Genomic DNA, 25,073 nt, shown 5'->3' on the forward strand with positions numbered 1-25,073 from the left:
TATTAGCCCGGGTGATGGTCTCGGCCAAAATATCATAGACCGAGGTCGTCCCGACTGGTTGCAATTCCTGCGCCGGTTTCGCTTCATTGATGCTTCTCTTGCGCGTCGCAGAGGGCGGTGATGCCGCCTGCTGGAAAGGCATGACGCACAGATCGGAGGCAGAGTTTTGAGCCGTATCTTCCGCGCGGCCGCCGCCCAGATGGGGCCGACCCAGCGCGCCGACAGCCGCGGGCACACGCTGTCGCGCATGATCGGGCTCCTGGAACAGGCGGCCGCCCAGGGCGCCAAGCTGGTGGTGTTTCCGGAACTCGCATTCACGACCTTCTTCCCGCGTTGGATCCTCGAAGGCGATGAGCTCGACAGCTATTTCGAGCGCGCGATGCCGAACCCGTCCGTTGCCGGGCTGTTCGACCGGGCGCGGGCGCTTCGCGTCGGCTTCTATGTCGGCTATGCCGAGCTGACACCGGACGGACGCCGCTTCAACAGCTCCATCCTTGTCGATCCCGACGGCGAGATCATCAGCAAATATCGCAAGGTGCATCTGCCCGGCTCCGTCGAGCCGCGCCCGAGTGCCAAGTATCAGCAGCTGGAGAAGCGCTATTTCGGCTATGGCGATCTCGGCTTTCCGGCCGTGCGCGCCGGCCGCGAGTGGGGCGGCGCCATCATGGGCATGATGATCTGCAACGACCGGCGCTGGCCGGAATCGTGGCGGGTGCTCGGGCTGCAGGGCGTCGAGCTGGTCTGCGTCGGCTACAATTCCGCAGCCTACGATCCGAATGGCGGCAACACCGAGGATGCCTCGCTGCGTACCTTCCATTCGACCCTGGTGGCGCAGGCCAACGCCTACATGAATGCGACGTGGGCGATCGCGGTCGCAAAGGCGGGCGACGAGGACGGCAGCGGGCTGATCGGCGGCTCCTGCATCGTCGATCCCAATGGCTGCATCGTGGCGCGGGCGAAGACGCTCGCTGACGAGGTCGTCGTCGCCGACATCGACCTCGATCTGTGCCGCCAGGGCAAGGACAAGATGTTCAACTTCGCGGCGCATCGCCGGCCGGATCAGTACAGGCTCATCACCGAGCGCGCCGGCGCCGTCGAGCCGGTCGTGGTCGATTAGCCGTTCACGTGGGGAGTTGCAGGATGCGCCGTTCGTTGTTCGCAGGTTTCGTCATCCTCGCCTCGCTTGCTCCGGCGGGGGCCGCGGAGCTGCCCGCTGAGATCAAGCAGGCTGGCGTGCTCAAGCTCACGGTCAACTCGACCTACGCGCCGATGGAATATCACGACCCCGCCACCAACGAGCTGAAGGGGCTCGACATCGATCTCGCCAACGAACTGGCGAAGCGGTTCGGCGTCAAGATCGTGTGGAGCGAGACGGCGTTCGCCGAACTCATTCCCTCGCTGCAGACCCGGCGCGCCGACTTCATCATCTCGGGCATCTCCGACCGTGCCTCGCGGCGCGAGACCGCCGACTTCGTCGACTATCTCGTCACCGGCCCGCAGTTCTTCGTGCTGGCGGAGAGCGATGCCAAGGTCGCGACCGATCTGTGCGGCCGGAAGATCGGCACCACGCGCTCGACGAGCTTCCCGCAGGAGATCGAGAAATGGAGCAAGGCCAATTGCGAGGCCGCAGGCAAGCCTGCCGCGCAATATGTGCCGGGGGAGAACTCGATCGATGTCCGCAATCAGCTCAAGCAGAGCCGCATCGATGCCGCCGTGCAGGGCAGCGAGACCTTGCCCTATGCGCAGTCGCAGGAGGCCGGCAAGTATCGCATCGTCGGTGAGCCCATCGCCTTCGGCTACCAGGGCATCATGTTCCGCAAGGACGATGCAGGCTTTCGCGAGGTCGTGACCGAACAGCTCAAGTCGATGATCGCCGACGGCAGCTACAAGGACATTCTCGACAAATGGGGTCTCGGCGCCAATGCGGTGCGCGAGCCGATGCTCAACGCGGCGCCGCAATGAGCCGCGCCGACGTACTGGCCGATGGCTTTCCCGACCTGTCGGCGCACAGGATCGCGCGCAAGGCGCATTGGGGCCGCTGGCTTACGGCTGCCGTCATTGTCGTGATCCTGCTGGCGATCGGCCGCGCCTTCGCCAGAGGCCAGATCGAATGGTCTTACGTCGAACGCTTCGTGACCGCGCCGGTGATCCTGCGCGGCATCGTCAACACCATGGTCATGGCCGTCGCGGCGATGGCGCTGGGCATCGCGCTCGGCGTGGTCGTCGCGATCATGCGGCTGTCGCCCAATCCGGTGCTGCGGTCGGTCGCCGCCGGCTACACCTGGCTGTTTCGCGGTACGCCGCTGATCCTCCAGTTGTTGTTGTGGTTCAACCTCGCGCTGGTGTTTCCGACCATCGGCATCCCCGGCCTGTGGAGCGCGCGCGCCGTCGACGTGATGACGCCGTTCCTGGCCGCGCTGCTCGGGCTCGGCATCAACCAGGGCGCCTACACCTCGGAGGTGATGCGGGCAGGGCTGCTCTCGGTCGACATCGGGCAATACGAGGCGGCGCAGGCGATCGGCATGGGACGGCTGCAGGCGCTGCGCCGGATCATCCTGCCGCAGGCGATGCGCGTGGTGATCCCGCCGCTCGGCAACGAGTTCATTGGCCTGGTCAAGGCGACCTCGCTCGCCAGCGTGATCCAGTATCCGGAGGTGTTGCACTCGGCCGAGAACATCTACTACGCCAATTCGCGCGTCATCGAGCTCCTGATCGTCGCCGGCCTCTGGTATCTGCTCGTGGTCTCGGTCCTGACGCCGCTGCAGATGCTGCTCGAACACCGTTTTGCCCGTGGCATCGCGCGGGGGCGCTGATGACGCCGCTCGTCGCCATCCGTCAGGTCAGCAAGCGCTTCGGGGAATTCCAGGCGCTCAAGCAAGTCTCGCTCGATGTCTTCGAGGGCGAGGTGGTGTGCCTGATCGGGCAATCCGGCTCCGGCAAGACCACCTTGCTCCGTTGCGTCAACCAGCTGGCCACGGCGGACAGCGGCGGCATCTGGCTCGACGGCACGCTGCTCGGCTTCCACGAGACGGCCGGCCGGCTGCATCGGCTGTCGGAGCGCGAGATCGCGCGGCAACGCCTCGCCTGCGGCATGGTGTTCCAGCGCTTCAACCTGTTCCCGCACATGACGGCGCTGGAGAACGTGATCGAGGGGCCGGTGCAGGTGCAGAGGCGCAGGCTTGCCGAGGCGAAGGACGAGGCCTTGTCGCTGCTGCGCCGGGTCGGCCTTGCCGACAAGGCGCAGTCCTATCCGGCGCAACTGTCCGGCGGTCAGCAGCAGCGCGTGGCGATCGCACGCGCGCTCGCAATGAAGCCGCGGCTGGTGCTGTTCGACGAGCCGACCTCGGCGCTCGACCCGGAGCTGGTCGGCGAGGTGCTCGGTGTGATGAAGGAGCTGGCGAGGTCCGGCATGACCATGCTGGTCGTCACGCATGAGCTCGGCTTCGCGCGCGAGGTCGCCGACCGGGTCGTCTATATGGACCAGGGCGTGATCGTGGAGAGTGGTCCGGCCGGCGAGGTGCTGCGTGCGCCGCGCGAGGCGAGGACCAAGGCATTTCTGGCAGCTGAAGTGGGGTGAGGTGATGGAATTGAAGTCGATCGTGTTGGCTGGGCTCATGAGCGCGGCCGTGGCGGGCGCGGCTCTCGCCGCCGAGCTGCCGGCCGAGATCAAGCAGAACGGCCTGCGCATCGCGGTGGTGCCGAACTATCCGCCGATGGAGTTCAAGGATCCGGCCACCGCGACCCTGACCGGCTTCGACGTCGAGCTCGGCGAGGCGCTGGCCAAGAAGCTCGGCGTCAACGCGGTGTGGCAGGAGACCAGCTTCGACCAGCTGATGCCGGGCCTCGCCACGCAGCGTTTCGACATCATCCTGACCGGCATGACCGACTACAAGAGCCGGCAGGATACCGCGACCTTCATCGACTACCTGCGCAGCGGTCCGCGATTCTTCGTGCAGGCTTCGCGCGCCAGCGAGTTCAAGGAGCCGACGGCGCTGTGCGGCAAGAGGGTCGGCGCCTCCAGGCGCACGATGTTCCCGAAGGACATCGCCGCCTGGAGCGAGAAGAACTGCGGCGCGAGCGGAATCGAGTTCGTCGGCACCGAGGGCTCGGCCGACGCCCGCACGCAGCTCAAGCAGGGCCGCATCGACGCCGCCGTGCAGGGCAACGAGACCTTGCCCTACATCATGGATCTCGAGCCGAACACTTACGTGCCGGTCGGCACGCCCATCGCGTACCAATATACGGGGCTGGCGACGCCGGTGAAGGCGGACGAACTGCGCGAGGCGCTGCGCGCCGCGCTGGAGGGCCTGATTGCCGACGGCAGCTACAAGGCGCTGCTGGCGAAGTGGAAGCTGAGCGACAATGGAATCGAGAAGGTGCTGATCAATGCTGGACAGTAAGGCGCTCGCGGGAATCCCGGTCGTTCCCGCCAACACCGCGCCGCCGGCGCCGGACTATCCATGGCCTGCGCCGCACAGAGCGGCGATGTTCCTTTCGTTCGACATCGACGCCGAGAGCGCCTGGACCTCGAAGGATCCCGCGCATGCGGCGCGTCTGGTCACGATGAGCTTCGGCGGCTTCGAGGCGCGCGTCGGCACGCCGAAGCTTCTCGAGCTGCTCGCCGAGCTCGATCTCAAGGCGACGTTCTTCATCACGGGATGGGCGGTCGATGCGCATCCGGCGATGGCGGAAGCGGTGCTGAAGGCGGGCCACGAGATCGGCCATCACGGCTATCACCATCTGCTGCCGGATCCCGGCGATCCCTTCATCGTCGAGGAGATCGAGCGCGGCTTCGAGGCGATCCAGCGCCGGCTCGGAATCCGGCCGATCGGCTACCGCGCGCCGTTCGGCGAGTTCTGCGAGGAGCTGCTGACAGCGCTGGTGCGCCAGGGCATCGTCTACACCTCCTCGTTCCGCGATGACGTCAGGCCCTATCGCCATCGCTTGGCCTCCGGCTCGCCGGGCACGATCGAAATCCCGGTGACCGCGAGCTATGACGACTGGATGCACGGCCTGTCGGCGCGGTTCTCGCCGCGCTCGATCTTTCCGAAAGAGCACGTGCTGTCGATGTGGAAGGATGAGCTGGACGAAGTCCGCGATTGGGGCGCGATGGTGACGACCGTGCTGCATCCGCAGGTCTCGGGCCGGCCGATGCGCTTCCGGCTGCTGCGCGAGTTCCTGACCTACGCCAAATCGTGCCGGGACGTGTGGATCACGACCGGAGCCGAGATCGCGGCGAACTACCAGCGCCATGAGGCGGCGGAAGCGAAGGACGCATGAGTACGACGGCGATCTTCGGCAGCTACGTGCTGACGCGCAAGGACGGCGCGCAGGACGTCCTGCGCGATCACTGGGTGCTGGTCGAGGGCAGGCGCATCGCGGCCGTGACGCGCGATCGGCCGGCGGCGGACGAGGTGTTCGATCGTCCGGGCCGCTTCGTGCTGCCGGGCCTGTTGAACCTGCACAACCACATCTTCAGCGAGGCGATCGCACGCACGCTCACCGAGGACGGCAACGGCCGGCGCAACAACAAGAGCATCGTCTACACCGTGCTGCTGCCGCTGTCCAAGCGCGGGGCCGAGATCCTTTCGGTGGAGGAGCGGCTGGCGATCGGCCGCATGGGGGTGCTGCAGCTCCTGAAGGGCGGCGCCACCACGGTGATGGAGCCGTTCCGCAACACGATCCCGGAGCTGTTCGATGCGGCTCTCGAGATGGGCCTGCGCTTCTATGGCGCGCCCTATCTGTTCTCGACCGGCGATGCCAAGGCGGATGCCTCCGGCGTCGTGACTTACGCCGGCGATGACGGCGAGGCCGACATGGCGGTCTGGAATGCGCTCCATCAGCGCTGGCACGGCCAGGGCGACGGCCGCATTCGTCTTGCGATGAGCCCGCACGCGACCGATACCTGCGGACCGGATCTGTTGCGCGCGGCTGCCAGCCGGGCGCGCGAGCTCGGCGTTCCCATCACCACGCACATGGCGCAGAGCGCGGGCGAGGTCGCGACGATCGCGCAGCGCCATGGCGGCCGCACCCCGGCCGAATATCTCGACTGGCTCGGCCTGCTCGGACCCGATCTGCTGGCGGCGCATTGCCACGCGTCGACCGATGCGGACCTTGCGCTGATGGCGGCGCGTGGTGCCGGCGTGCTGAACTGCCCGCGCGTGTTCGCGCGCGCCGGAGTCACCGCCGCCTTCGGCCGCTTCGCCGCGCATGGCGTCCGCACCGCGGTCGGCACCGACGGCTACAACATGGATCTGCTCGGCGAGCTCAACGCGGCGTCGATGATCTCGAAGATCGCGCTGGGAAGCGCCGAGACGGCGAGCGCGCCGGAACTGATCGACGCCGTCACCACGACGGCCGCCGCCATGATCAAGCGCGACGATCTCGGCGTCATCGCGCCCGGCGCGACCGCCGACCTCACCGTCGTCGACATGACGCATCCACATCTTCAGCCGCTACACGACCCGCGCCGCGGCCTGATCGCGCTCGCGAACCGCGCCAACATCGACCAGGTGATGATCGACGGCCGGCTGCTGATCCACGACGGCCGCTATCTCCACGGTGACGAGGCTGCCATCACCGCCGCAGGGACTGCCGCGATCGAGAGGATCTGGGCGCTGCCGGAGGCGGAGGCCGCATTCGCCGGCTGAATGCTGCTACCGCGTGCCGTAGGCGCGGTCGCCGGCGTCGCCGAGGCCGGGGACGATGAAGGCGTCGTCGTCGAGGCCGTCGTCGATCGCGGCGGTCCACAGTGCGACATCGGGATGCAGGCCGCGGACGCGCTCGACGCCCTCGGGCGCCGCGATCATGCAGACCATGCGGATATCCTTGGCGCCGCGCTCCTTGAGCCGGTCGACCGCGGCGACTGCGCTGTTGCCGGTCGCGAGCACCGGCGTGACCACGACGGCGAGGCGCTCGTGCAGGTCGGACGGCGCCTTGAAGAAATACTCGACGGCGGTGAAGGTCTGCGGCTCGCGATACAGGCCGATATGGGCGACGCGGGCGGTCGGCACCAGATCGAGCATGCCGTCGACGAAGGTGACGCCGGCGCGCAGCACCGGCACGAACACCAGCTTCTTGCCGGCGATCTTGGCCGACTGCATTCGCGCCAGCGGCGTCTCGATCTCGACCTCCGTGAGCGGCAGGTCGCGCGTGACCTCGTAGCACAGGAGCATGCCGATCTCCTTCAAGAGCTCGCGGAACGACTTGGTCGAGATCGACTTGTCGCGGATCAAGGTCAGCTTGTGCTGCACCAGCGGATGATCGACGACCGTGACGCCTTCCATGGCTTTCATCTCCGAAGCGTAGGGTGGGCAAAGGCGCGAAGCGCCGTGCCCACCTGATACTAGCTCAGCTTGGAATGGTGGGCACGCTGCGCCTTGCCCACCCTACGCGCAACTTATGAATCGCATCATTGCGAGGAGCGAAGCGACGAAGCAATCCAGACTTTCTTCCGGGCCCTGGATTGCTTCCGCCGTCGCCCTTCGGGCTATGGCGGACAAGTCGCTTCGCTCGCAATGACGTCGGCTGTTATGAAGCAAGGCTACCAAACACCTCTTAAAACACCGTGCCGTCGCTGAGGATGGTCAGCGGCGGCGAGCCGTCGGGACGGCGTTCGAAGGCGAGCTTGCGGCCGGCGGCCCAGCTGCCGCCTTCGAGGATGCGCGCCAAGGGCAGCTGTTCCGCCGTCTGGCCGGTGCGCTGGCGGATCAGCGCGGCCAGGCGATCGAGCAGGGCGACGGTCAGCGCGCGCCATTCCACCACCAGCGGGGAATCAACGGCATGCGCCCGCGCGGCATCGGCGGGATCGCGCAGCACCAGCACGCCGCCGTCGACGAACAGGCCGCCATTGCGGTATTCGGCGAGTCCCGTAAGGCCGTCGATGTTCTCGACCACGAGGCCGGCGCGCTGCAGCGGTTCGATCAGCGAATAGCTCAGCCATTGCGACAGCTTGTGCAATGGGACGAGACCGCTGGTCGCGTCATCGGTGACCAGGGAAGCATGGTGCCAGCAGTCGCCGAGCGCGATGCCTTGCAGCGTCAGCCGCGACGGCCAGATCGGGCCGAGCTGCAGCAGCACCTGCTGCAGAATGTCGGCGGCCTGGAGGTGGCCGCCGATCGCACCGGCGGCGAGCTGATCGAACAGACCGCCGGGACGTGGGGTATCTTTCCGACCGAAGATATCCGGCTTTGCAGCCGTGACCTCGCCTAGCCGGCGCAGCAGCGCAACGCGGCCTTCGAGTCCGACCAGCGGATTGTCGGCGCTCACCTGGAAGCCGCGTTCGAGATCGGCGACGATGATGTGCTGCAGCTTCGCGGCGTCGGCCCGCAGCGGATGGCTTGCATCGGCCGAAAACGCACCGCGTGCGAACATGTCGAGGCTCGCCAGTGCCAGCCCTTCGGAGCGGCCGATGCGCGCGCCGGTCACGGCATCCTGATAGCGCCACGCCGCGCCGGCGCCGGCGTCGAGCAGCACGCTGGTGACGGCGAGATCGAACTCGGCGCGCGCCCGTGAAGCCGCATCCGGCCAATTCACATTGTCGGCGATCGCGGCCCAGCGATCGACACCGCCGACCACGAAATGCCGCCAGCGCGAGTGGAACGGCACCTCGCCATCGGGATAGGCCCTGCGGGTCACGTCGAGCACGAGGTCGGCAATCGCATCGAGCTTCGCGAGATCGATGCGGAAGTGCGGCAGCTTGTCGGCGAGACCGAGCGCAAGCAGCTGATGCGCCCGCTCGCGCACTGCGCGGGCCGAGAGGAGATAGGCGACGTCGTTCATGATCGGCTGCTGCGCTCAGTACTTCTCGAGCGGTCGGCCGACGGTGTCGCCGAGCGCCTCGGGCTTCTGCGGCTCCAGCGAGAAATAGCCGGCCGCCTTCTTGGCCGCGATCTCGACATGGGCGTCGGCGGGAATCAGCTCGTCCGGGATCGGCACGCGCTCGACGATATCGACGCCTTGGCCCACCAGCGCGTCATGCTTCATGTCGCTCATCGAGATGAAGCGGTCGATGCGTTTGATGCCGAGCCAGTGGATGACGTCGGGCATCAGCTGCTGGAAGCGCGCATCCTGCACGCCGGCGACGCATTCGGTGCGCTCGAAATAGGCCGCCGCGGCGTCGCCGTCCTCCTGGCGCTTGCGCGCATTGTAGACCAGGAACTTCGTCACCTCGCCGAGCGCGCGGCCTTCCTTGCGGTTGTAGACGATGATGCCGAGGCCGCCGTTCTGCCCGGCCGCAACGCATTCTTCGATACCGTGGATCAGATACGGGCGACAGGTGCAGATGTCGGAGCCGAACACGTCGGAGCCGTTGCACTCGTCATGCACGCGACATGTGATCTTCGTCCGGCTGTCATTGAGCTTGTCGACGTCGCCGAACAGATAGACCGTGGTGCCGCCGATCGGCGGCAGGAATACCTGCAGGTCGGGCCGGGTCACCAGCTCCGGATACATGCCGCCGGTCTGCTCGAACAGGCCGCGGCGTAGACTGGTCTCGCTGGTGCCGAAGCGCGCGGCCACGCCGGGCAGGTACCACACCGGGTCGATCGCGATCTTCACCACGGAGACGCTGCCGTTGGCATGCACGACGTCGCCGTCATGAACGAGGCGCTTGGCCGCGAGCGCCGCATGCAACTCAGGAAGCTCGATCCGCGCCTTGGTCACGGCGATCGTCGGCCGGATATCGATTCCTTCCGCGATCTCGCCGCCGAAATTCTCGGCCACCAGATGGCCCCAGGGATCGAGCGCGACGATCTTCGCCGGATCTCGCCACTGCGCGAACGGGCCGATCGTGGCGGCGGGATGGGTGTTGGTGAGATCGGGGCGGCGGATCGGATCGAGCGCACCTGATGATACCGCGAGCGCGCGGTAGACCGTGTAGGAACCACCATGGCTGCCGATCACGTTGCGGTCCTGCGGACGTGATACCGTGCCGATGATCGGGCCGCGCTCGCGTGCGCTTTCGGCGCCCCAGTGGAGCGGGAAATTATGCTTGGCGCCTGGCACCGGGTGCGAGGTCAGGCGGATGTGATCCGTACGGTTGGAGCGAGTCATCGGACAGCCACCCCCAAAACGGCAACGGCCCGCCTTGACGACGGGCCTGAGCAGAACGCGTTCACGTTTTCCATGCACCAATATAGCAGTTTTTCCCCGCCAAACAAGTGGTCCCGGGTGGCCGGTTATTTGTAAACGAATGGTTTCGGATCCCGGTCGGCGGTCCCGCGGCGTCAGGCCCTGGCATGGCGCTTGCCTTTTGCAGGCGACGCCGCCAGCTTGGCGCGCATCTGGAATTCTCGACGGCAACGGCGGCATGGACCTGATCATTCGCAATGCGGTGCTGGCGCAGCACAGTGAGCTGCGCCGGGCCGATATCGGGATTTCCGACGGCACCATCGTGGCGATCGCGCCGTCATTGCAGGCCGACGGCGAACAGCGCGATGCCGAGAACTGCCTCGTCGTGCCCGGCTTCATCGAGACGCACATCCATCTCGACAAGACCTGCATCCTCGACCGCTGCACGATCAGGGAAGGGACCGTGGCAGAGGCGGTGCGCGAGACTGCGGCCGCCAAGCGCAACTTCACGGCCGACGATGTCTATGACAGGGCGAAGCAGACCGTGGAGCGCTGCGTCAGCCACGGCACGATGCGGATGCGCACCCATGTCGAGCTCGATCCCGGCATCGGTTTCATCGGCTTCGAGGCGATCCAGCAGCTCGCGCGCGACTATGCCTGGGCGCTCGACCTCGAGATCTGCGTGTTTCCGCAGGAAGGGCTCACCAATTATCCGGGCACCGAGGAGCTCTTGATCGAGGGCCTGCGCCGCGGCGCACGCACCATCGGCGCCGCCCCGTATTTCGACACCGACCCGCCGGCCCAGATCGACCGCATCTTCGCGATCGCGCGCGAGCACGACGTCGACATCGACATGCATCTCGATCTTGCCGAGACGCTCGATCACATGCAGATCGAATATGTCTGCCGCAAGACGGAGGAATACAGCTGGGGCGGACGCGTCGCGGTCGGCCACGTCACGCAGCTGTCGCTGCTGCCGCCGGAGCGTTTCGACGCGATCGCAACGCAGCTCGCCAATGCCGGCGTCGCAGTCACCGTGCTGCCCTCGACCGACCTGCATCTGATGGGGCGCCGGCACGATCATGCGATCCCGCGCGGCGTGGTCCCGCTGGAGCCGCTGCGCGCGCAAGGGGTGACCTGCTCGCTCTCGACCAACAACGTGCTGAACCCGTTCACGCCGTATGGCGACGGCTCGCTGATCCGGATGGCGAACCTCTACGCCAACGTCTGCCACGTCTCGCGGCCGGATCATCTTGCGGGGTGTCTCGACATGGTCACGCACGACGCGGCGCGGCTGATGCGGCTCGATGACTACGGCATCGAGGTCGGCGCGCCGGCCGATCTCGTCTGCATCGATGCGGCGACGCCGACCGAGGCCGTGGCGACCCTGGCGCAGCCGCTCTGGGGCCTCAAGCGCGGCCGGCCGTCGTTCTCGCGGACGCGGCCGGTGCTGTACCGGCCGGGGTGAAACGATGAGGGGTGTTGCATGACGCTGTCGCCACATTCGTCATTGCGAGGAGCGAAGCGACGAAGCAATCCAGAGTCCTCGTGTAGCCCTGGATTGCTTCGCTTCGCTCGCAATGACGTCGGAGTCCGGATAGGAGTTCTGCAATGCGCGTGATCAACGTCGCCGCCGCCCAGATGGGACCGATTCAGCGCGCTGACAGCCACGAGGCGGTCGTCGCGCGCATGATCGCACTGATGGACGAGGCCAAGCGCAAGGACGCCGACCTGATCGTCTACCCGGAGCTGGCGCTGACCACGTTTTTTCCACGCTGGTACATGGAGGATCAGGCCGAAGTCGACAGCTGGTTCGAGCGCGAGATGCCCAATGCGGCCGTGCAGCCGCTGTTCGATCGCGCCGCGCAGCATCAGATGGCCATGTATCTCGGCTATGCCGAGCTGACACCGGACGGGCACCACTACAACACGGCAGTTCTCACCGACCGCGCCGGCAACGTCGTCGGCAAGTATCGCAAGGTGCATCTGCCCGGCCACGAGGAGTTCGAGCCGGAGCGCAGCCACCAGCATCTGGAGAAGCGCTATTTTGAGCCGGGCGATCTCGGCTTTCCCGTCTGGCGCAGTCTCGATGGCATTATCGGCATGGCGATCTGCAACGATCGCCGTTGGCCGGAGACCTATCGCGTCATGGGGCTGCAGGACGTCGAGCTGGTGCTGATCGGCTATAACACGCCGTCGGTGAACTCATTGAAATCGGCCGAGGGACTGCAGCAGCGCCTGTTCCACAACCGGCTCTCCGCGCAGGCCGGCGCCATCACAACTCGTGTTGGGTCGTCGCGGTCGCGAAGGCCGGCGTCGAGGACGGTCATCACCTGATCGGTGGCAGCCTGATCGTCAATCCCGACGGCGAGATCGTCGCCGAAGCGGTGACCGAAGGCGACGAGGTGCTCGTGGTGCCGTGCGACATGGATGCGACGCGCTTCGGCAAGCAGACGATCTTCGATTTCGCCAGGCATCGCCGCGTGGAGCATTACGGGCTGATCACCAGCCGCACCGGCGCGGTGCCGCCGGAGTGAGGCAGGAGAGAGAGTGGGCCTGACCACGCTGATCAGCAGTTGCATTGTCAGGCACGAGCGCCGCTACACAAACAGTGTCGTCCCGGCGAACGCCGGGACCCATACCGCGGAAGCTATCGAGGAACGGAGCTGACAGTTGCCTGCCTCACGTCGGCCGGCGGCTATGGGTCCCGGCTCAAGGCCGGGACGACAGCGGAGTGTGAGATGGCCGGCCGGGCAGGTCCGTGCAGGGGCAAACGACGGATGTGCGAACCACTCACCCCGCAAACGCCACCGCGCCGAGCGCCATGGTCACTGCGGCCTGGGTCGGATCGATCACCGGAATTCCCAGCGCGTCCTCCAGGTTCTTGCGATGCCGTGCCATGCCGGCGCAGCCCATGACGATGGCACCGGCGCCGTCCTCCTCCTTCAGCGCGCGGCCGACCGCAATCATCTTCGCCAAAGTGCCTTCACCTGACGCCGTCTCCGCCACGGTCATGTCCAGCGGGCGCTCCGCGGCCAACCGATCCATCAAGCCCATCTGGCGGAGATAGCGGATGTGGCGGCGGATCGAGCGCTGCGCGATGGCGAGCACGCCGAACGTATCGGCGCGGGTCAGCGCGGTGAGCACGCCGCATTCGGCGATGCCGAGCACCGGCCGTGCCGTGGCCTCGCGGCAGACATGCAGGCCAGGGTCGCTGTAGCAGGCGATCACGAACGCGCTGGATGCGTTGTCGCCCTCGACGAAACGCCGCAGCGGCAGGGTGACGCTGTCGGCATCCTTCTGGCTCTCGATGCCGTATGGACCTTCCTTCAAGGTCTCGCAGACGATCTCCGGCCCGTCGGCGAACATCAGCGGCTGCAGCGCCGCCGCCAAGCCGTCGGTGACCACCTGGTTGGAGTTCGGATTGATCACGGTGATGCGCGGGCGGGACATGGGAGCTACCTGCTTCTTCAGTGTTGACGGCGCGTGACAGGCAACCACTATGCCACGGCTGACGCAATGGGGCCGATGCGGTCACCTCGCGTCCACGGCGTTCCATCTGGCAGAACTAGGAGATCGCGATGACCGAGCCGGCCTATGACCTGATCATCCGAGGCGGGCGCGTCGCCACCACCACCGATACGTTCGAGGCCGATGTCGCCATCACAGGCGAGACCATCGCGGCGATCGGCCGCGGGCTCGGAACGGCGAAGCGCGAGATCGACGCGCGCGGCAAATATGTGCTGCCCGGCGGCGTCGACAGCCATTGCCATATCGAGCAGCTCTCGGCGGCAGGGATCGTCAATGCCGACACCTTCGAGAGCGCCACCACGTCGGCCGCCTTCGGTGGCACCACGTCCGTGATCTCCTTCGCGGCCCAGCATGTCGGCATGCAGTTGCCCCAGGTGGTCGAGGACTATCACGCGCTGGCGCGCAAGGGTGCCGTGATCGACTACGCGTTCCACATGATCGTCGCCGATCCGACCAGGGAGACGCTGGAGGGCGACCTGCCGGCGCTGATCCGTCAGGGCCACGGCTCGATCAAGATCTTCATGACCTACGACCGGCTCAAGATCGACGACGAGCCGCTGCTCGACATTCTCGTCGCCGCGCGCGAGGGCGGCGCCATGCTGTGCGCGCACGCCGAGAACCATGGCATCATCTCCTGGATGGTGAAGCGGCTGCTGTCGCGCGGCTACACCGCGCCGAAATACCACGCCATCAGCCACGCGCGCTTCTCCGAGGCCGAGGCGTTCAACCGCCTGATCGGCATGGCCGCCCTCGTCGATCAGCCGATCATGATCTTCCACGTCTCGACCGCGGAAGGCGCCAAGGTGATCCGCGATGCGCGCGGGCAGGGGCTGAAGGTGTTCGCGGAGACCTGTCCGCAATACCTGTTCATGACGGCCGAGGATCTCGACAAGCCCGGCATCGAGGGCGCGAAGTGGATGTGCAGCCCGCCGCCGCGCCGCGCGCCCGACCAGGAGGCGCTGTGGCAGGCGCTGTCGCTCGGCGATCTGCAGACGATCTCCTCCGATCACGCGCCGTATCGCTTCGACGAGACCGGCAAGCTGCGCGCCGGCCCCAACCCCAACTTCAAGCAGATCGCCAACGGCCTGCCGGGCCTGGAGCTGCGGCTGCCGCTGCTGTTCGATGCGATGGTGTCGAAGGGCCGGCTCGGCCTCAACAAGTTCGTCGAGCTCACGGCGACGGCGCCGGCCAAGATCTACAATCTGCATCCGAGGAAGGGCGCGATCGCGATCGGCGCCGATGCCGACATCGCGCTGTGGGATCCGGACAAGCACGTCACGATCAGCGATGCCGCCATGCACGACCTCGCCGGCTACACGCCGTTTGCGGGGCGCAGCGTGCAGGGCTGGCCGGTGACCGTGCTGTCGCGCGGCCGCGTCATCATTGACAACGGCAGACTGTCGGCCGCGCCCGGCTCCGGCCAGTTCCTCGCCCGCAGCGGCGGCGAGGCTGCGAAGCCGACGGGGCGCCTGGTCGCGGATATGGACCCGGAGCAGAATTTTGGGGCGAAGCTGCTCTAGACGCGAAGAGCTGTTGGAGTAGCTGATCATGTTGACGCGGTCGCTCCGCTCTCCGCCGTCATGCCCGGGCTCGAGCCGGGCATCCACGTGCTTCCCGGGATGCCGCCGGACGTGGGTGGCCGGGACGGCGCCAGGCCATGACGTGGGGCGAGAGCTGAATGCCCTTCGTCGATCGCTGTCCATGCGAGGACCTCTTTGATGCATGTCCTGATCTTCGGCGGCGCCGGCTTCGTCGGGCTCAACATTGCGCAAGGCCTGCTGGAGCGCGGCCATGCCGCGACGATCTTTGACGCAGCGGCTCTGCCGAACGCGGCGGAGCGCGCCTTTGCGCCGTATTGCGAGCGGTTGCACCTCGTGCAGGGCGACGTCACCGATGCGAGCGCTGTTGCGGCCGCGATCGCCAGCGGCTGCGATGCCGTTGTCATGGGCGCCGCGATCACCGCCGGTCCGGAGCGTGACGCATCCGACCCCGAGCGCATCCTCGCGGTCAATCTGCTGGCGCAGGTGCCGATCCTGCAGGCGGCGCGGCGCAGCGGCATCCGCCGCGTCATCAACCTGTCCTCGGCGGCGTCCTACGGCGCCAGCGGTCAGCGCTTTGCCGTGCTGGAGGAGAGCACGCCGTGCGAGCCGGTGTCGCTCTATGCGATCAGCAAGTTCGCCTCCGAGCGCGTCGCGGCGCGGCTGTCGGACCTGTGGCAAACCGACGTGATCAGCGTGCGTCTGTCGGCCGTGTTCGGCCCGTTCGAGCGCGGCGGCGGCGTGCGCGACACGCCATCGCCGCAGGCGCTGATCGCGGCCTGTTGCGCGCGCAATGCGCCGGCGCTGCTGAACGAACCGGGCGGCAAGGACTGGGTCTATGCGGTCGACGTCGCCGACGCCGTCTGCCGGTTGCTGGAAGCCGAGAGGCCGCAGCACACGCTCTACAACATCTCCAGCGCAGCCACGTTTACCGCCGAGGCCTGGGGCCGCGCCTTCGCGCAAGGCCGCCCCGGCTTCGTCTGCCGGCTCGCGGAGCAGGGCGAGACGCCCACGGTGCCGGTGTTCGCGCCGAACCGCGGCCGGCTGTCGACGACGCGACTGGCCGAGGAGTTCGGCTGGCGCGCGCGCTTCGACTGCGCGGCATCGGCCGAGCATTTCGGCCGCTGGTTCGATCAGTACGGGAGAGACTGATATGAGGCTCAACGCGAAGGTCGCGGTCATCACCGGCGGCGGCTCCGGCATCGGCCGCGCCAGCGCCGTCATGTTCGCGCGCGAGGGCGCTTATGTTGCGCTGGTCGACCGCGACGCGGCAGGCGCGGAGGAAACCCTGTTGCTCCTGGCCAAGGCCGGAGGCCAGGGCCGCGTGTATGTCGGCGATGTCGGTGATGCGGATTTTGCAAAGGCGACGGTCGAGAGCGTGGCAGCCGCGCGCGGCCGGCTGGATGTGCTGATGACCGCTGCCGGCTTCTCCTGCGGCGGCACCGTGGTCACGACCGATCCTATGGATTGGGACGCGGTGTTCCGCGCCAATGTCGGCGGCACCTGGCTGTGGGCCAAGGTCGCGGTGCCGATCATGCAGAAGCAGAAGGCCGGGTCGATCATCACCGTGGCATCGCAGCTTGCGGTCGCCGGCGGCAAAGGCAATAGCGCCTATATCGCCGCCAAGGGCGCGATCATCAGCCTGACCCGCACCATGGCGGTCGACTTCGCTACCGACGGCATCCGCGTCAATGCGCTGGCGCCGGGTGCGATCGACACGCCGCTGCTGCGCCGGAGCTTTGCGCGCCACGTCGATCCGGAGCCGGTGCGCGAGGCCTCGCGCCAGCGACACGCGATGAAGCGCTTTGGCGCGGCCGACGAGGTCGCGGCCGCCGCGCTGTTCCTGGCCAGCGACGAGGCGTCGTTCACGACCGGCATCGTGCTGCCGGTGGATGGCGGCTGGCTCGCGGCGTAGCTCAACGCCTGGCCGTGCCGGACTTCCGATCGCGCCCGCGCAAAATGTCCGCAAGCGCGGCCGCGTTGCGAGACAGCGGCTCGAAGCGAGGCGTCAGGAGATACGCGCGCATCGGAATCTTCGGTGCGAGTGGCCGTGCCGCGAGGTCGGGCCAGGCGCGGCCGCGCAGCACGAATTGGTCGACCACGGCAAGGCCCGCGCCGGCGCGGGCCATGGCGCAGGCGTCGGGCGTGTAGCGCACGATCGTGGTCGGCTCCGGGCCGCCGGCCAGGGCCGACGTGACGATGTGACCATAAGGCGTCTGCGGGCCGAAGCCGACCAGCGGATAGGGCAGCATGTCCTTCGGCCTGATGCTGCGCAGCCTCGTCAGGGCATGGTCGGCCGGCATGATCACGTGCAGCGCGCCCTCCGCGATCGTCTCGACCGCGACTGTCGGCTCGTCGACCGGCAGCACAGTGATGCCGAGATCGGCGCGGGCTGTGCCGACGCGGCTGACGATCTCCAGCAGGGTCAACGATTCGAACTCGACGCGCAGATCTGGAAAGCGGCCGCGCAGCCGCGCCAGCGCCTCCGGCACCATGCTGTGGGCCGCGCTCGGGCTCGCCACCACGCGGATGGTGCCCGTGCCGCCGGCGCGCAGCTCGTCGGCGAGGTCGTTGATGCGCGCGACGCCGCGATGGACGTGCTCGACCTCGGCGAACAACCGCTTGGCCTCCGGCGTCGGCTGCACCCGGCCGCTGATGCGCTCGAACAGCTTGAGCTTGAGGCCATCCTCGGTATAGGCCAGCAGCCGGCTGATCGCGGGCTGCGACACCGAGAGCAGCCGCGCAGCGCCGCTGATCGAGCCTGTCATCATAATCGCGCGGAACACCTCGATCTGGCGCAGATTGAGCGGCATGCGACCTCTTGTCCCGCTGTGGATGGCTGTCGACTCTAGCCGCCGCTGCCGCCCCATAACAAGCTGTTATGGGCGGCGGACAAATCGGTATGGTCGGTGCCGGACCTGCTTTGCTAAGCTTCGCGTGCCGGGTGACATGACTGATGGAGAGAGCGTGAGCGACAGCGAGCGTTTCGATCGCGATTGCGCGTGTCAATTCCGGTTCCCGGCATGAGCGATGGCCTCGCCGCGCTGACGGCCCTGGTCCGTGGCGATCTTGCCAGGATCGCCCATCCCAGCATGCCATGGCTGACGCCCGTCGTCGGTCCCGATGGCCGGCCTGCGCGCGATGTGCTGATCGTCGGCGGCGGCCAGTCGGGTCTTGCCACCGCCTTCGCGCTGCTGCGCTCGCGCGTCAGCAACATTCTCGTGCTCGACAAAGCCGAGGCAGGCCGCGAAGGACCGTGGCTCAGCTATGCGCGCATGCCGACCCTGCGCAGCCCGAAGGACTTCACCGGACCCGATCTCGACGTCCCCTGTCTGACCTATCAGGCGTGGCACGAGGCGAAGTTTGGCGGCGAGAGCTGGCGCAATCTTGACCTGATCCCGCGCGAATATTGGGCAGACTATCTCGCCTGGTATCGCGAGGTGCTCGACCTTCCAGTGCGCAACGGCTGCGAAGTCGTCGATATCGCACCGGCCGCTGACGGACTGCTGCAGGCGACAGTGCGCAGCAAGGATGGTGAGACGACGATCTATGCCCGCAAGATCGTGCTGGCGACCGGGCAGGAGGGGATGGGCGATTGGAGCATTCCGGAGCCTCTGCGCCATTTGCCCGCAACGCGCTGCGCCCATTCCGGCGCCGAGATCGATTTCGACAGCTTGCGCGGCCGCCGCGTCGCCGTGATCGGGGCCGGTGCCTCGGCGTTCGACAATGCGGCGGCTGCGCTCGAAGCCGGTGCGAACAGCGTCGATCTGGTATGCCGCCGCACGGAAATCCAACTGATCCAACCCTATCGCTGGCTGACGTTCCGTGGTTTCCTGCGGCATTTCTCCGAACTCGACGACGTCTGGCGCTGGCGTTTCATGCGCGCGGTCCTCGAGTTGCGCGAGGGCTTTCCGCAGCACACCTATGATCGCTGCGCCCGTCATGCTGCGTTCCACCTGCATGAGGGCGCGCCTGTGCTGATCGCGTGCGAAACGTCAGAGGGAGTCGTGCTGCGGACACCGCAAGGCGAAGTCACAGTCGATTTCGTGGTCAGCGCGACGGGCATCTCGATGGACTTCGCAAAGCGTCCGGAGCTGCAGCGCTTTGCCGCCAACATCGCGCGTTGGTGCGATCGCTACACGCCCGATGCCGGCGAGCGCAACGACCGGCTTGGCGCCTTTCCCTATCTCGCCGACGACTATGCGCTGTGCGAGCGTGTGGCTGGCCGGACGCCGTGGATCCGCGACGTCCATGTGTTTGCCATTGCCTCGACGATGAGCTTCGGCGCGTCGGGATCTTCCATCAATGCAATGACCACCGCGGTGCCGAAGCTCGTGCATGGGCTGACGCGCGGGCTGTTCAAGGCCGACATCGACAAGCATTGGGCCAACTTCCAGGCCTACGATGTGAAGCAGGCCGAGGTGCGCCGTGGCACGTGATTTGCTGCTGAACTCCCATCTGATGCGCTCCCATCTGATGCGCTCCCATCTGATGCGCTTCCATCTGATGTGCTTGCGTCGCCGGTGACCGCTGGCAGGGTATTTCAGTCCCGGATTTTGAGACCAATGAGGGAACAAGGGCGATGAGTTTCGAGATGTCCAAACGTTCGTTGTTCGCTGCGCCCGCCTTGCTCGCGGTGATGCTGGCTGCGCCATCGGCGCATGCGCAGAGCCGCGCCGAGACTCTGCGCTATGTCACCGGTGCCACCGTCAACACGCTCGATCCGAACATTCCGGGCTCGACGCGCGAGGCCTTCGCGCTGTCGATGTCGAGCTACGACCGGCTGGTGTCGTTCGGCCGCAAGCAGCTCAATGGTAAGTGGGTGTTCGATCTCGACACGATCACCGGCGAGCTCGCTGAATCCTATCAGGTCAGCTCTGACGGTTTGAAGATCACCTTCAAGCTGCGCCCCGACGCCAAGTTCCAGGACGGCTCGCCGGTGACGGCCGAGGACGTCAAATGGTCGCTCGACCGCTGCGTCACCGCGCCAATCCTCGGCAAGGCGCAACTGCTGACGGGCTCGCTGACGTCGGCCGATCAGTTCAAGGTCATTGATCCCCTGACGTTCGAAGTGACCTTGCCGAAGCCGGACAAGCTGGCGCTGCCGAATCTCGCGACCGTCTATCCGATCATCATCAACTCCAAGCTCGCCAAGGCGCATGCGACGGCCGAAGACCCATGGGCGCTGAACTGGACCAAGGAGAACGCGGCCGGCAGCGGCGCCTACATCGTCGAGAGCTTCAAGCCCGGCGAGCAGGTGATCGCCAAGCGCAACGAGGCCTGGAATCGCGGCACGCCGGACAAGCCGGCGGCGTTCAAGCGCCTGATCATCCAGTCGGTGCCTGAACCGGCGACGCGCGCCAACCTCGTGGAGCGCGGCGACGCCGACCTCGTCATCGACCTGCAGGCGAGCGACGTGCAGTCGCTCGAAGGCAAGGGCAAGCTGAAGGTGATCTCGACGCCGCAATACAACGCGGTGACCTTCATCTCGATGAACAACGCCATCCCGCCGTTCGACAACGTCAATGTGCGCCGCGCCATCGCTTACGCGCTGCCCTATGACGACATGTTCAAGGCGGCCTTGTTCGGCCGCGGCGCGCCGCTCTACGGCGCGACGTGGGCCGACGGCAAGCCGCCGAGCGGCGGCTATCCGATCCCGCAGCCGATCAAGCTCGATCTGGAGAAGGCGAGGGCCTATCTGAAGGACGCCGGCATGGCGGACGGCTTCTCCACCACCTTCAGCTTCAATGTCGGCCAGGCGGCGACCGCCGAGCCGATGGCCGCGCTGGTCAAGGAATCGCTCGCCAAGATCGGCATCAAGGTGGACATCCAGAAGCTGCCGGATGCGCAGATGTCGACCGCGATCAACGAGAAGAAGCTGCCGTTCTTCACCGAAGGCATCGTCGCCTGGCTGCCCTCGACCGACTATTTCTATCGCAACTTCTACACGGGTAAGCAGCGCTGGAATTATTCCTCGACTGACAATGCCGAGCTGGAGAAGATCGCGCAGGAGGCGCGCTTTGAGGCCGACAAGGCGAAATATGAGGAGCAGGGCAAGGCGCTCAACGCCATCCATTTCGACCAGATGTTCCAGATCCCGATCTGGCAGGCGGCGCAGGACGCGGTGATGCAGCCGACGGTGGATGGCTACGTCTACCAGTTCACGCGGCAGGTCGATTATCGTAACCTGAGCCGAAAGTAACGGGGGACGGCTGATAACCATGGGCACGATCGGCGCAACCTTGGCCCGGGCGGGACGACGCTTCGTCTCGTCGCTGCCGGCGCTGTTCGGGGTCCTGGTCTTCACCTTCCTGCTGATGCGCGTGCTGCCGGGGGATCCGGCCGTGTTCTTTGCCTCCGGCCCCAATGCCGGCCAGGAGGAGATCGAGGTCATCCGCCGGCAGCTCGGGCTCGACAAGCCGCTGCCGAACCAGCTCGCGATCTATCTCTACGACGTCGGCCGCGGCAATCTCGGCCGCTCGATGATGACCGGGCAGGCGGTCGCCAAGGATCTCAAGGAGCGGCTGCCGGCCTCGCTCGAATTGACCCTGACGGCGCTGCTGATCGCGCTGGTGTCGGCGGTGCCGCTCGGCGTGCTGGCTGCGCTGCGGCCGGGCTCGCTGGTCGATCACGGCGTGCGGCTGTTCTGCTCGCTCGGCGTCTGCGTTCCGACCTTCGTCTCCGGTCTGCTGCTGATCTACGTGTTCTATTATCTGCTCGGCCTGGCGCCGGACCCCACGGGCCGCATCGATATCTTCGCCACACTGCCGCCGTCGCGGACCGGCTTCCTGATCATCGACTTCCTGCTCGCCGGCGATGTCGAGGGCTGGTGGGCGGCGGCCCGGCAGCTGATGCTGCCGGCACTGACCATGGCGCTGTTCGTGATCGCGCCGCTGGCGCGCATCACCCGCGCCTCGATGCTGGTGTCGCTCGGCAGCGACTTCGTGCGCACGGCGCGCTCGGTCGGGCTGTCGTGGTGGCGCATCGTCGTGACCTATGCGCTGAGGAACGCGATCCTGCCGGTCATCACCATCGCCGGGATCGTGTTCTCGACCATGCTCGGCGCCAATGTGCTGGTGGAGAAGGTGTTCTCCTGGCCCGGCGTCGCCTCCTACGCGCTCGATGCGCTGCTGGTCTCCGACTACGCGCCGGTGCAGGGCTTCGTGCTGCTGATGGCGACGATCTTCGTGATCGTCAATCTGCTGGTCGATGTACTCTATGGCATCGCCGATCCCAGGGCGACGGTGGCGTGAGCATGAGCACGATCGAGGCCTCGTCGACCCTGCGCCACACTGCCTTCGTGCTGCGCGGCAATCCGGTCACCGCCGTCGCGGCTGGCGGTGCGCTGCTGCTGGCGCTGATCGCGATCTTTGCGCCGTGGCTCGCGCCCTATGATCCGGTCGTCTCCGACGTACCGCAGGCGCTGCAGCCGCCGAGCGCGGCGCACTGGTTCGGCACCGACCAGCTCGGTCGCGATGTGCTCAGCCGCCTGATCGTCGCGAGCCGGCTCGACCTCACGATCGCGGTGACGGCGGTTGCTGTGTCCTTCGCGCTCGGCTCGGTGATCGGTGCACTCTGCGGCTATGCCGGCGGCCGGCTCGACAAGGCGGTCGGCCGCTTCATCGACGTCCTGATGGCGTTCCCGCTGTTCGTGCTGGCGATGGCGATGGTCGCCGCGCTCGGCAACCGCGTCGAGAACATCGTGATCGCGACCGCGATCATCAATCTGCCGTTCTACATCCGCTTCGCCCGCGCCGAAGTGAACATCCGCCGCAATCTCGGCTGGGTCGAGGCCGCGCGGGCCTGCGGCGAGAGCCATGTCGCGGTCGTGCTGCGCTTCCTGTTGCCGAACGTGCTGCCGGCGATGGCGGTGCAGATGTCGCTCAATCTCGGCTGGGCGATCCTCAATGCCGCGGGCCTCTCCTTCATCGGCCTCGGCGTCAAGCCGCCGACGCCGGAATGGGGCATCATGGTCGCCGAGGGCGCCCGCTTCATCTCCACGGGGCGCTGGTGGCTGGTGGCGTTTCCCGGACTTGCGCTGATGAGCGCGGTGCTGTGCTTCAATCTGCTCGGCGACGGCCTGCGCGATATCCTCGATCCCCGGATGCGCACATGACGGGCGAATTGAAGATGATCAGCGTGGCGCATCCGAGGATGAGAACGTGAGCGCACCGCTGCTCGAGGTCGAGAACCTCAAGGTCTCCTTCTCCACCCGCCGTGGTATCGTCGAGGCCGTGCGCGGCGTGTCCCTGTCGCTCGCACCGGGTGAGATGCTTGGCCTCGTCGGCGAGAGCGGCTCCGGCAAATCGGTGACCGGCTTTGCCATCACCCATCTGCTCGACAAGGCCGGCCGCATCACCGGCGGCCGGATCCGCTTCAAGGGCCAGGACATCACCCGCGCCGGCGGCGCCGATCTGCGCAGCCTGCATGGTGCTGCGATGGCGACGATCTTCCAGAACCCGCGCGCGGCCCTCAATCCCATCCGCACCGTCGGCCAGCAGATTGCGGATGCGATCCTCGCGCATAGACGGCTGTCGCGGCAGGAGGCGCAGGCCGAGGCGCTGCAACTCTTGAAGGCCGTGCAGATCCGCGATCCCGAGCGGCGCATGAGCGCCTATCCGCACGAGCTCTCCGGCGGCATGTGCCAACGGGTGATGATCGCGATCGCGATCTCCTGCAGCCCGCAGCTGCTGATCGCGGACGAGCCGACCACCGGCCTCGACGTCACCACGCAGAAGGTGGTGATGGACCTGCTCGCTCATATCGCCGCCGACCGCGGCATGGCGACGATCCTGATCACGCATGATCTCGGGCTGGCCGCGCGCTACTGCGCGCGCGTCGTGGTGATGGAGCAGGGCAGGCTGGTCGAGGAGGCCGAGCCGCTCACGCTGTTCCATCGGCCGCAGCACCCCTACACCAAACGGCTGGTCGCGGCGTCGCCGACGGCGACCTCGCGCATTGAGGATCTGGTGCCGGACGGCGAGCGCATTCCGTTGGTCGCGGTGACGGAGCTGCCGCCTCCGCCGCACGGCACGCCGCTGCTGCTCGACGTCAGGACTGTCAGCAAGCGTTTCGACGACGGCACCGTGGGCGTCGCGGACTTCTCGATGACCATGCGCGGCGGCGAGAGCGTCGGCCTAGTCGGCGAGAGTGGTTCCGGCAAGAGCACGACGTCGCGCATGATCTGCCGGCTGATCGATGCCAGCGCCGGCGAGATCCTGTTCGACGGCCAGTCGATCGGCCGGATCCCGGCGCGCGACTTCCACCGTTCCGAGCTGCGCAAGGACATCCAGATCGTCTTCCAGGATCCGAACGACAGCCTCAATCCGCGCTACACGGCATTCGACTGCATCGCCCATCCGCTGCTGCGACTGATGAACATGCGCTCAGGCGACAGACTGCGCCGGCGGGTCGAGGAATGCGCCGAGCGTGTCGGCCTGCCGCGCGAGCTGCTGTCGCGCTTTCCGCATCAGCTCTCTGGCGGGCAGAAGGCGCGCGTCGGAATCGCCCGCGCCATCGCCTGCCGGCCGCGTCTGCTGGTGCTGGACGAGCCGACCGCGGCGCTCGACGTCTCCGTGCAGGCCGTGGTGCTGCAGCTCCTGAACCGGCTTCGGCGCGAGGACAACCTCGCATTTCTGTTCGTCAGCCACGATCTCAATGTCGTGCGCATGATGTGCGACCGCACCATCGTGCTGCGCACAGGCCTCATCATCGAGCAGGGCGAGAGCCGGGCGCTGTTCGCCAATCCGCAGACCGACTACACGCGCGAGCTGGTCGATGCCGTTCCGCATATCGACCCGCCGATGGCGCTGGCACCGGCCTGATCCTCACCCATAACAATCGATTATGGATGGCGGACAACTTGGTATTGGGGCCGCGATCGGCGGAGCTGTTAGTTTGTGCGCATCGCCATCTCAGGTCATCAAAGGGTTG

The 25,073-nt window shown here is 66.8% G+C and carries 22 protein-coding genes and 1 pseudogene; 18 read left to right on the forward strand and 5 right to left on the reverse strand.

Annotated elements, in window-relative coordinates:
• Window positions 1–166 precede the first annotated feature (166 nt).
• From QX041_RS30540 to QX041_RS30570, 7 genes are read left to right on the forward strand one after another with little or no spacing between them, the layout of a single operon-like run.
• Complete coding sequence (locus QX041_RS30540; RefSeq protein WP_316167632.1) at window positions 167–1,117, forward strand: N-carbamoyl-D-amino-acid hydrolase; 951 nt, start codon at window positions 167–169, stop codon at window positions 1,115–1,117.
• A 23-nt stretch (window positions 1,118–1,140) separates the two neighbouring features.
• Entirely contained in the window at window positions 1,141–1,962 is an 822-nt protein-coding gene (locus tag QX041_RS30545; protein WP_315717752.1) for an ABC transporter substrate-binding protein, read from the forward strand.
• A complete protein-coding gene (locus QX041_RS30550) occupies window positions 1,959–2,813 on the forward strand; it encodes an amino acid ABC transporter permease (protein WP_315717751.1) in 855 nt (284 codons plus the stop codon). Before QX041_RS30545 ends, QX041_RS30550 begins: the two co-directional genes overlap by 4 nt.
• A complete protein-coding gene (locus tag QX041_RS30555) occupies window positions 2,813–3,577 on the forward strand; it encodes an amino acid ABC transporter ATP-binding protein (RefSeq protein ID WP_410051902.1) in 765 nt (254 codons plus the stop codon). The genes QX041_RS30550 and QX041_RS30555 overlap by 1 nt, the downstream gene beginning before the upstream one ends.
• Window positions 3,578–3,581: 4 nt before the next feature.
• Window positions 3,582–4,400 carry an ABC transporter substrate-binding protein gene (locus tag QX041_RS30560; RefSeq protein WP_315717750.1) on the forward strand — a complete coding sequence of 273 codons (819 nt, stop codon included), beginning with the start codon at window positions 3,582–3,584 and terminating at the stop codon, window positions 4,398–4,400.
• Window positions 4,387–5,280: a polysaccharide deacetylase gene (locus tag QX041_RS30565; protein WP_315750305.1), complete on the forward strand. Its 894-nt coding sequence runs from the start codon at window positions 4,387–4,389 to the stop codon at window positions 5,278–5,280. The genes QX041_RS30560 and QX041_RS30565 overlap by 14 nt, the downstream gene beginning before the upstream one ends.
• A complete protein-coding gene (locus QX041_RS30570; RefSeq protein WP_316167635.1) occupies window positions 5,277–6,650 on the forward strand; it encodes an amidohydrolase family protein in 1,374 nt (457 codons plus the stop codon). The genes QX041_RS30565 and QX041_RS30570 overlap by 4 nt, the downstream gene beginning before the upstream one ends.
• Window positions 6,651–6,656: 6 nt before the next feature.
• On the opposite strand, the gene upp is transcribed toward QX041_RS30570, so the two are convergent.
• From upp to QX041_RS30585, 3 genes are all read right to left on the reverse strand, one after another.
• On the reverse strand, window positions 6,657–7,286 hold the full coding sequence (upp, locus tag QX041_RS30575; protein ID WP_231327004.1) for a uracil phosphoribosyltransferase: 630 nt from the start codon (window positions 7,284–7,286) through the stop codon (window positions 6,657–6,659).
• Window positions 7,287–7,557: 271 nt separating this feature from the next.
• Window positions 7,558–8,781 carry a URC4/urg3 family protein gene (locus QX041_RS30580; RefSeq protein WP_316167639.1) on the reverse strand — a complete coding sequence of 408 codons (1,224 nt, stop codon included), beginning with the start codon at window positions 8,779–8,781 and terminating at the stop codon, window positions 7,558–7,560.
• 15 nt (window positions 8,782–8,796) lie between these two features.
• The gene (locus tag QX041_RS30585) at window positions 8,797–10,053 is read right to left on the reverse strand and encodes a GTP cyclohydrolase II (RefSeq protein ID WP_316167641.1); all 1,257 of its coding nucleotides are present in this window, start codon (window positions 10,051–10,053) and stop codon (window positions 8,797–8,799) included.
• A 256-nt stretch (window positions 10,054–10,309) separates the two neighbouring features.
• On the opposite strand from QX041_RS30585, the gene QX041_RS30590 reads away from it, so the two are divergent.
• The 3 genes and pseudogenes from QX041_RS30590 (at window position 10,310) to QX041_RS34440 (ending at window position 12,608) form a co-directional block, all read left to right on the forward strand.
• Window positions 10,310–11,539 (forward strand): amidohydrolase family protein, encoded by a 1,230-nt coding sequence (locus QX041_RS30590; protein WP_315827062.1) that lies wholly within the window; start codon window positions 10,310–10,312, stop codon window positions 11,537–11,539.
• Window positions 11,540–11,712: 173 nt separating this feature from the next.
• Window positions 11,713–12,452 (forward strand): annotated as a pseudogene (locus tag QX041_RS30595) (nitrilase-related carbon-nitrogen hydrolase); the annotation flags it as partial.
• A gap of 6 nt (window positions 12,453–12,458) precedes the next feature.
• Window positions 12,459–12,608: a hypothetical protein gene (locus tag QX041_RS34440; protein WP_410051905.1), complete on the forward strand. Its 150-nt coding sequence runs from the start codon at window positions 12,459–12,461 to the stop codon at window positions 12,606–12,608.
• Between the two features lie 256 nt (window positions 12,609–12,864).
• Here QX041_RS34440 and QX041_RS30600 read toward each other — a convergent pair whose 3' ends face one another.
• A complete protein-coding gene (locus tag QX041_RS30600; protein WP_315718169.1) occupies window positions 12,865–13,524 on the reverse strand; it encodes an aspartate/glutamate racemase family protein in 660 nt (219 codons plus the stop codon).
• Window positions 13,525–13,652: 128 nt separating this feature from the next.
• Between QX041_RS30600 and hydA the strand changes: the two genes are divergently transcribed.
• The 3 genes from hydA (at window position 13,653) to QX041_RS30615 (ending at window position 17,055) form a co-directional block, all read left to right on the forward strand.
• A complete protein-coding gene (hydA, locus tag QX041_RS30605; RefSeq protein WP_316167643.1) occupies window positions 13,653–15,122 on the forward strand; it encodes a dihydropyrimidinase in 1,470 nt (489 codons plus the stop codon).
• A gap of 198 nt (window positions 15,123–15,320) precedes the next feature.
• A complete protein-coding gene (locus QX041_RS30610) occupies window positions 15,321–16,292 on the forward strand; it encodes an NAD(P)-dependent oxidoreductase (protein ID WP_316167645.1) in 972 nt (323 codons plus the stop codon).
• Window position 16,293: 1 nt separating this feature from the next.
• The gene (locus tag QX041_RS30615; RefSeq protein WP_316167647.1) at window positions 16,294–17,055 is read left to right on the forward strand and encodes an SDR family oxidoreductase; all 762 of its coding nucleotides are present in this window, start codon (window positions 16,294–16,296) and stop codon (window positions 17,053–17,055) included.
• Window position 17,056: 1 nt separating this feature from the next.
• Here QX041_RS30615 and QX041_RS30620 read toward each other — a convergent pair whose 3' ends face one another.
• Complete coding sequence (locus QX041_RS30620) at window positions 17,057–17,953, reverse strand: LysR substrate-binding domain-containing protein (protein WP_316167649.1); 897 nt, start codon at window positions 17,951–17,953, stop codon at window positions 17,057–17,059.
• A gap of 210 nt (window positions 17,954–18,163) precedes the next feature.
• On the opposite strand from QX041_RS30620, the gene QX041_RS30625 reads away from it, so the two are divergent.
• From QX041_RS30625 to QX041_RS30645, 5 genes are all read left to right on the forward strand, one after another.
• Window positions 18,164–19,579 (forward strand): NAD(P)/FAD-dependent oxidoreductase, encoded by a 1,416-nt coding sequence (locus QX041_RS30625; RefSeq protein WP_316167651.1) that lies wholly within the window; start codon window positions 18,164–18,166, stop codon window positions 19,577–19,579.
• Between the two features lie 143 nt (window positions 19,580–19,722).
• Complete coding sequence (locus QX041_RS30630) at window positions 19,723–21,342, forward strand: ABC transporter substrate-binding protein (RefSeq protein WP_316167653.1); 1,620 nt, start codon at window positions 19,723–19,725, stop codon at window positions 21,340–21,342.
• Between the two features lie 19 nt (window positions 21,343–21,361).
• Window positions 21,362–22,393 carry an ABC transporter permease gene (locus QX041_RS30635; protein WP_315718176.1) on the forward strand — a complete coding sequence of 344 codons (1,032 nt, stop codon included), beginning with the start codon at window positions 21,362–21,364 and terminating at the stop codon, window positions 22,391–22,393.
• Window positions 22,394–22,395: 2 nt separating this feature from the next.
• Window positions 22,396–23,256, forward strand: a complete 861-nt coding sequence (locus QX041_RS30640) for an ABC transporter permease (protein WP_315750319.1) — start codon at window positions 22,396–22,398, stop codon at window positions 23,254–23,256.
• A 46-nt stretch (window positions 23,257–23,302) separates the two neighbouring features.
• A complete protein-coding gene (locus QX041_RS30645; RefSeq protein ID WP_316167655.1) occupies window positions 23,303–24,964 on the forward strand; it encodes an ABC transporter ATP-binding protein in 1,662 nt (553 codons plus the stop codon).
• Window positions 24,965–25,073: the final 109 nt, after the last annotated feature.

The organism is Bradyrhizobium sp. SZCCHNRI2009 (assembly GCF_032485115.1).
GTDB lineage: Bacteria > Pseudomonadota > Alphaproteobacteria > Rhizobiales > Xanthobacteraceae > Bradyrhizobium.

What these genes read in the sequence shown, in the direction of transcription:
- QX041_RS30640 (WP_315750319.1), top strand. Translation starts at nt 22,396, where the DNA reads ATGAGCACGATCGAGGCCTCGTCGACCCTGCGCCACACTGCCTTCGTG.
- QX041_RS30555 (WP_410051902.1), top strand. Translation starts at nt 2,813, where the DNA reads ATGACGCCGCTCGTCGCCATCCGTCAGGTCAGCAAGCGCTTCGGGGAA.
- QX041_RS30625 (WP_316167651.1), top strand. Translation starts at nt 18,164, where the DNA reads ATGAGCGATGGCCTCGCCGCGCTGACGGCCCTGGTCCGTGGCGATCTT.
- QX041_RS30590 (WP_315827062.1), top strand. Translation starts at nt 10,310, where the DNA reads ATGGACCTGATCATTCGCAATGCGGTGCTGGCGCAGCACAGTGAGCTG.
- QX041_RS30635 (WP_315718176.1), top strand. Translation starts at nt 21,362, where the DNA reads ATGGGCACGATCGGCGCAACCTTGGCCCGGGCGGGACGACGCTTCGTC.
- QX041_RS30585 (WP_316167641.1), bottom strand. Translation starts at nt 10,053, where the DNA reads ATGACTCGCTCCAACCGTACGGATCACATCCGCCTGACCTCGCACCCG.
- QX041_RS30580 (WP_316167639.1), bottom strand. Translation starts at nt 8,781, where the DNA reads ATGAACGACGTCGCCTATCTCCTCTCGGCCCGCGCAGTGCGCGAGCGG.
- QX041_RS30615 (WP_316167647.1), top strand. Translation starts at nt 16,294, where the DNA reads ATGAGGCTCAACGCGAAGGTCGCGGTCATCACCGGCGGCGGCTCCGGC.
- QX041_RS30570 (WP_316167635.1), top strand. Translation starts at nt 5,277, where the DNA reads ATGAGTACGACGGCGATCTTCGGCAGCTACGTGCTGACGCGCAAGGAC.
- upp (WP_231327004.1), bottom strand. Translation starts at nt 7,286, where the DNA reads ATGGAAGGCGTCACGGTCGTCGATCATCCGCTGGTGCAGCACAAGCTG.
- QX041_RS30630 (WP_316167653.1), top strand. Translation starts at nt 19,723, where the DNA reads ATGAGTTTCGAGATGTCCAAACGTTCGTTGTTCGCTGCGCCCGCCTTG.
- QX041_RS30565 (WP_315750305.1), top strand. Translation starts at nt 4,387, where the DNA reads ATGCTGGACAGTAAGGCGCTCGCGGGAATCCCGGTCGTTCCCGCCAAC.
- QX041_RS30610 (WP_316167645.1), top strand. Translation starts at nt 15,321, where the DNA reads ATGCATGTCCTGATCTTCGGCGGCGCCGGCTTCGTCGGGCTCAACATT.
- QX041_RS30550 (WP_315717751.1), top strand. Translation starts at nt 1,959, where the DNA reads ATGAGCCGCGCCGACGTACTGGCCGATGGCTTTCCCGACCTGTCGGCG.
- QX041_RS30560 (WP_315717750.1), top strand. Translation starts at nt 3,582, where the DNA reads ATGGAATTGAAGTCGATCGTGTTGGCTGGGCTCATGAGCGCGGCCGTG.
- QX041_RS30600 (WP_315718169.1), bottom strand. Translation starts at nt 13,524, where the DNA reads ATGTCCCGCCCGCGCATCACCGTGATCAATCCGAACTCCAACCAGGTG.
- hydA (WP_316167643.1), top strand. Translation starts at nt 13,653, where the DNA reads ATGACCGAGCCGGCCTATGACCTGATCATCCGAGGCGGGCGCGTCGCC.
- QX041_RS30545 (WP_315717752.1), top strand. Translation starts at nt 1,141, where the DNA reads ATGCGCCGTTCGTTGTTCGCAGGTTTCGTCATCCTCGCCTCGCTTGCT.
- QX041_RS30620 (WP_316167649.1), bottom strand. Translation starts at nt 17,953, where the DNA reads ATGCCGCTCAATCTGCGCCAGATCGAGGTGTTCCGCGCGATTATGATG.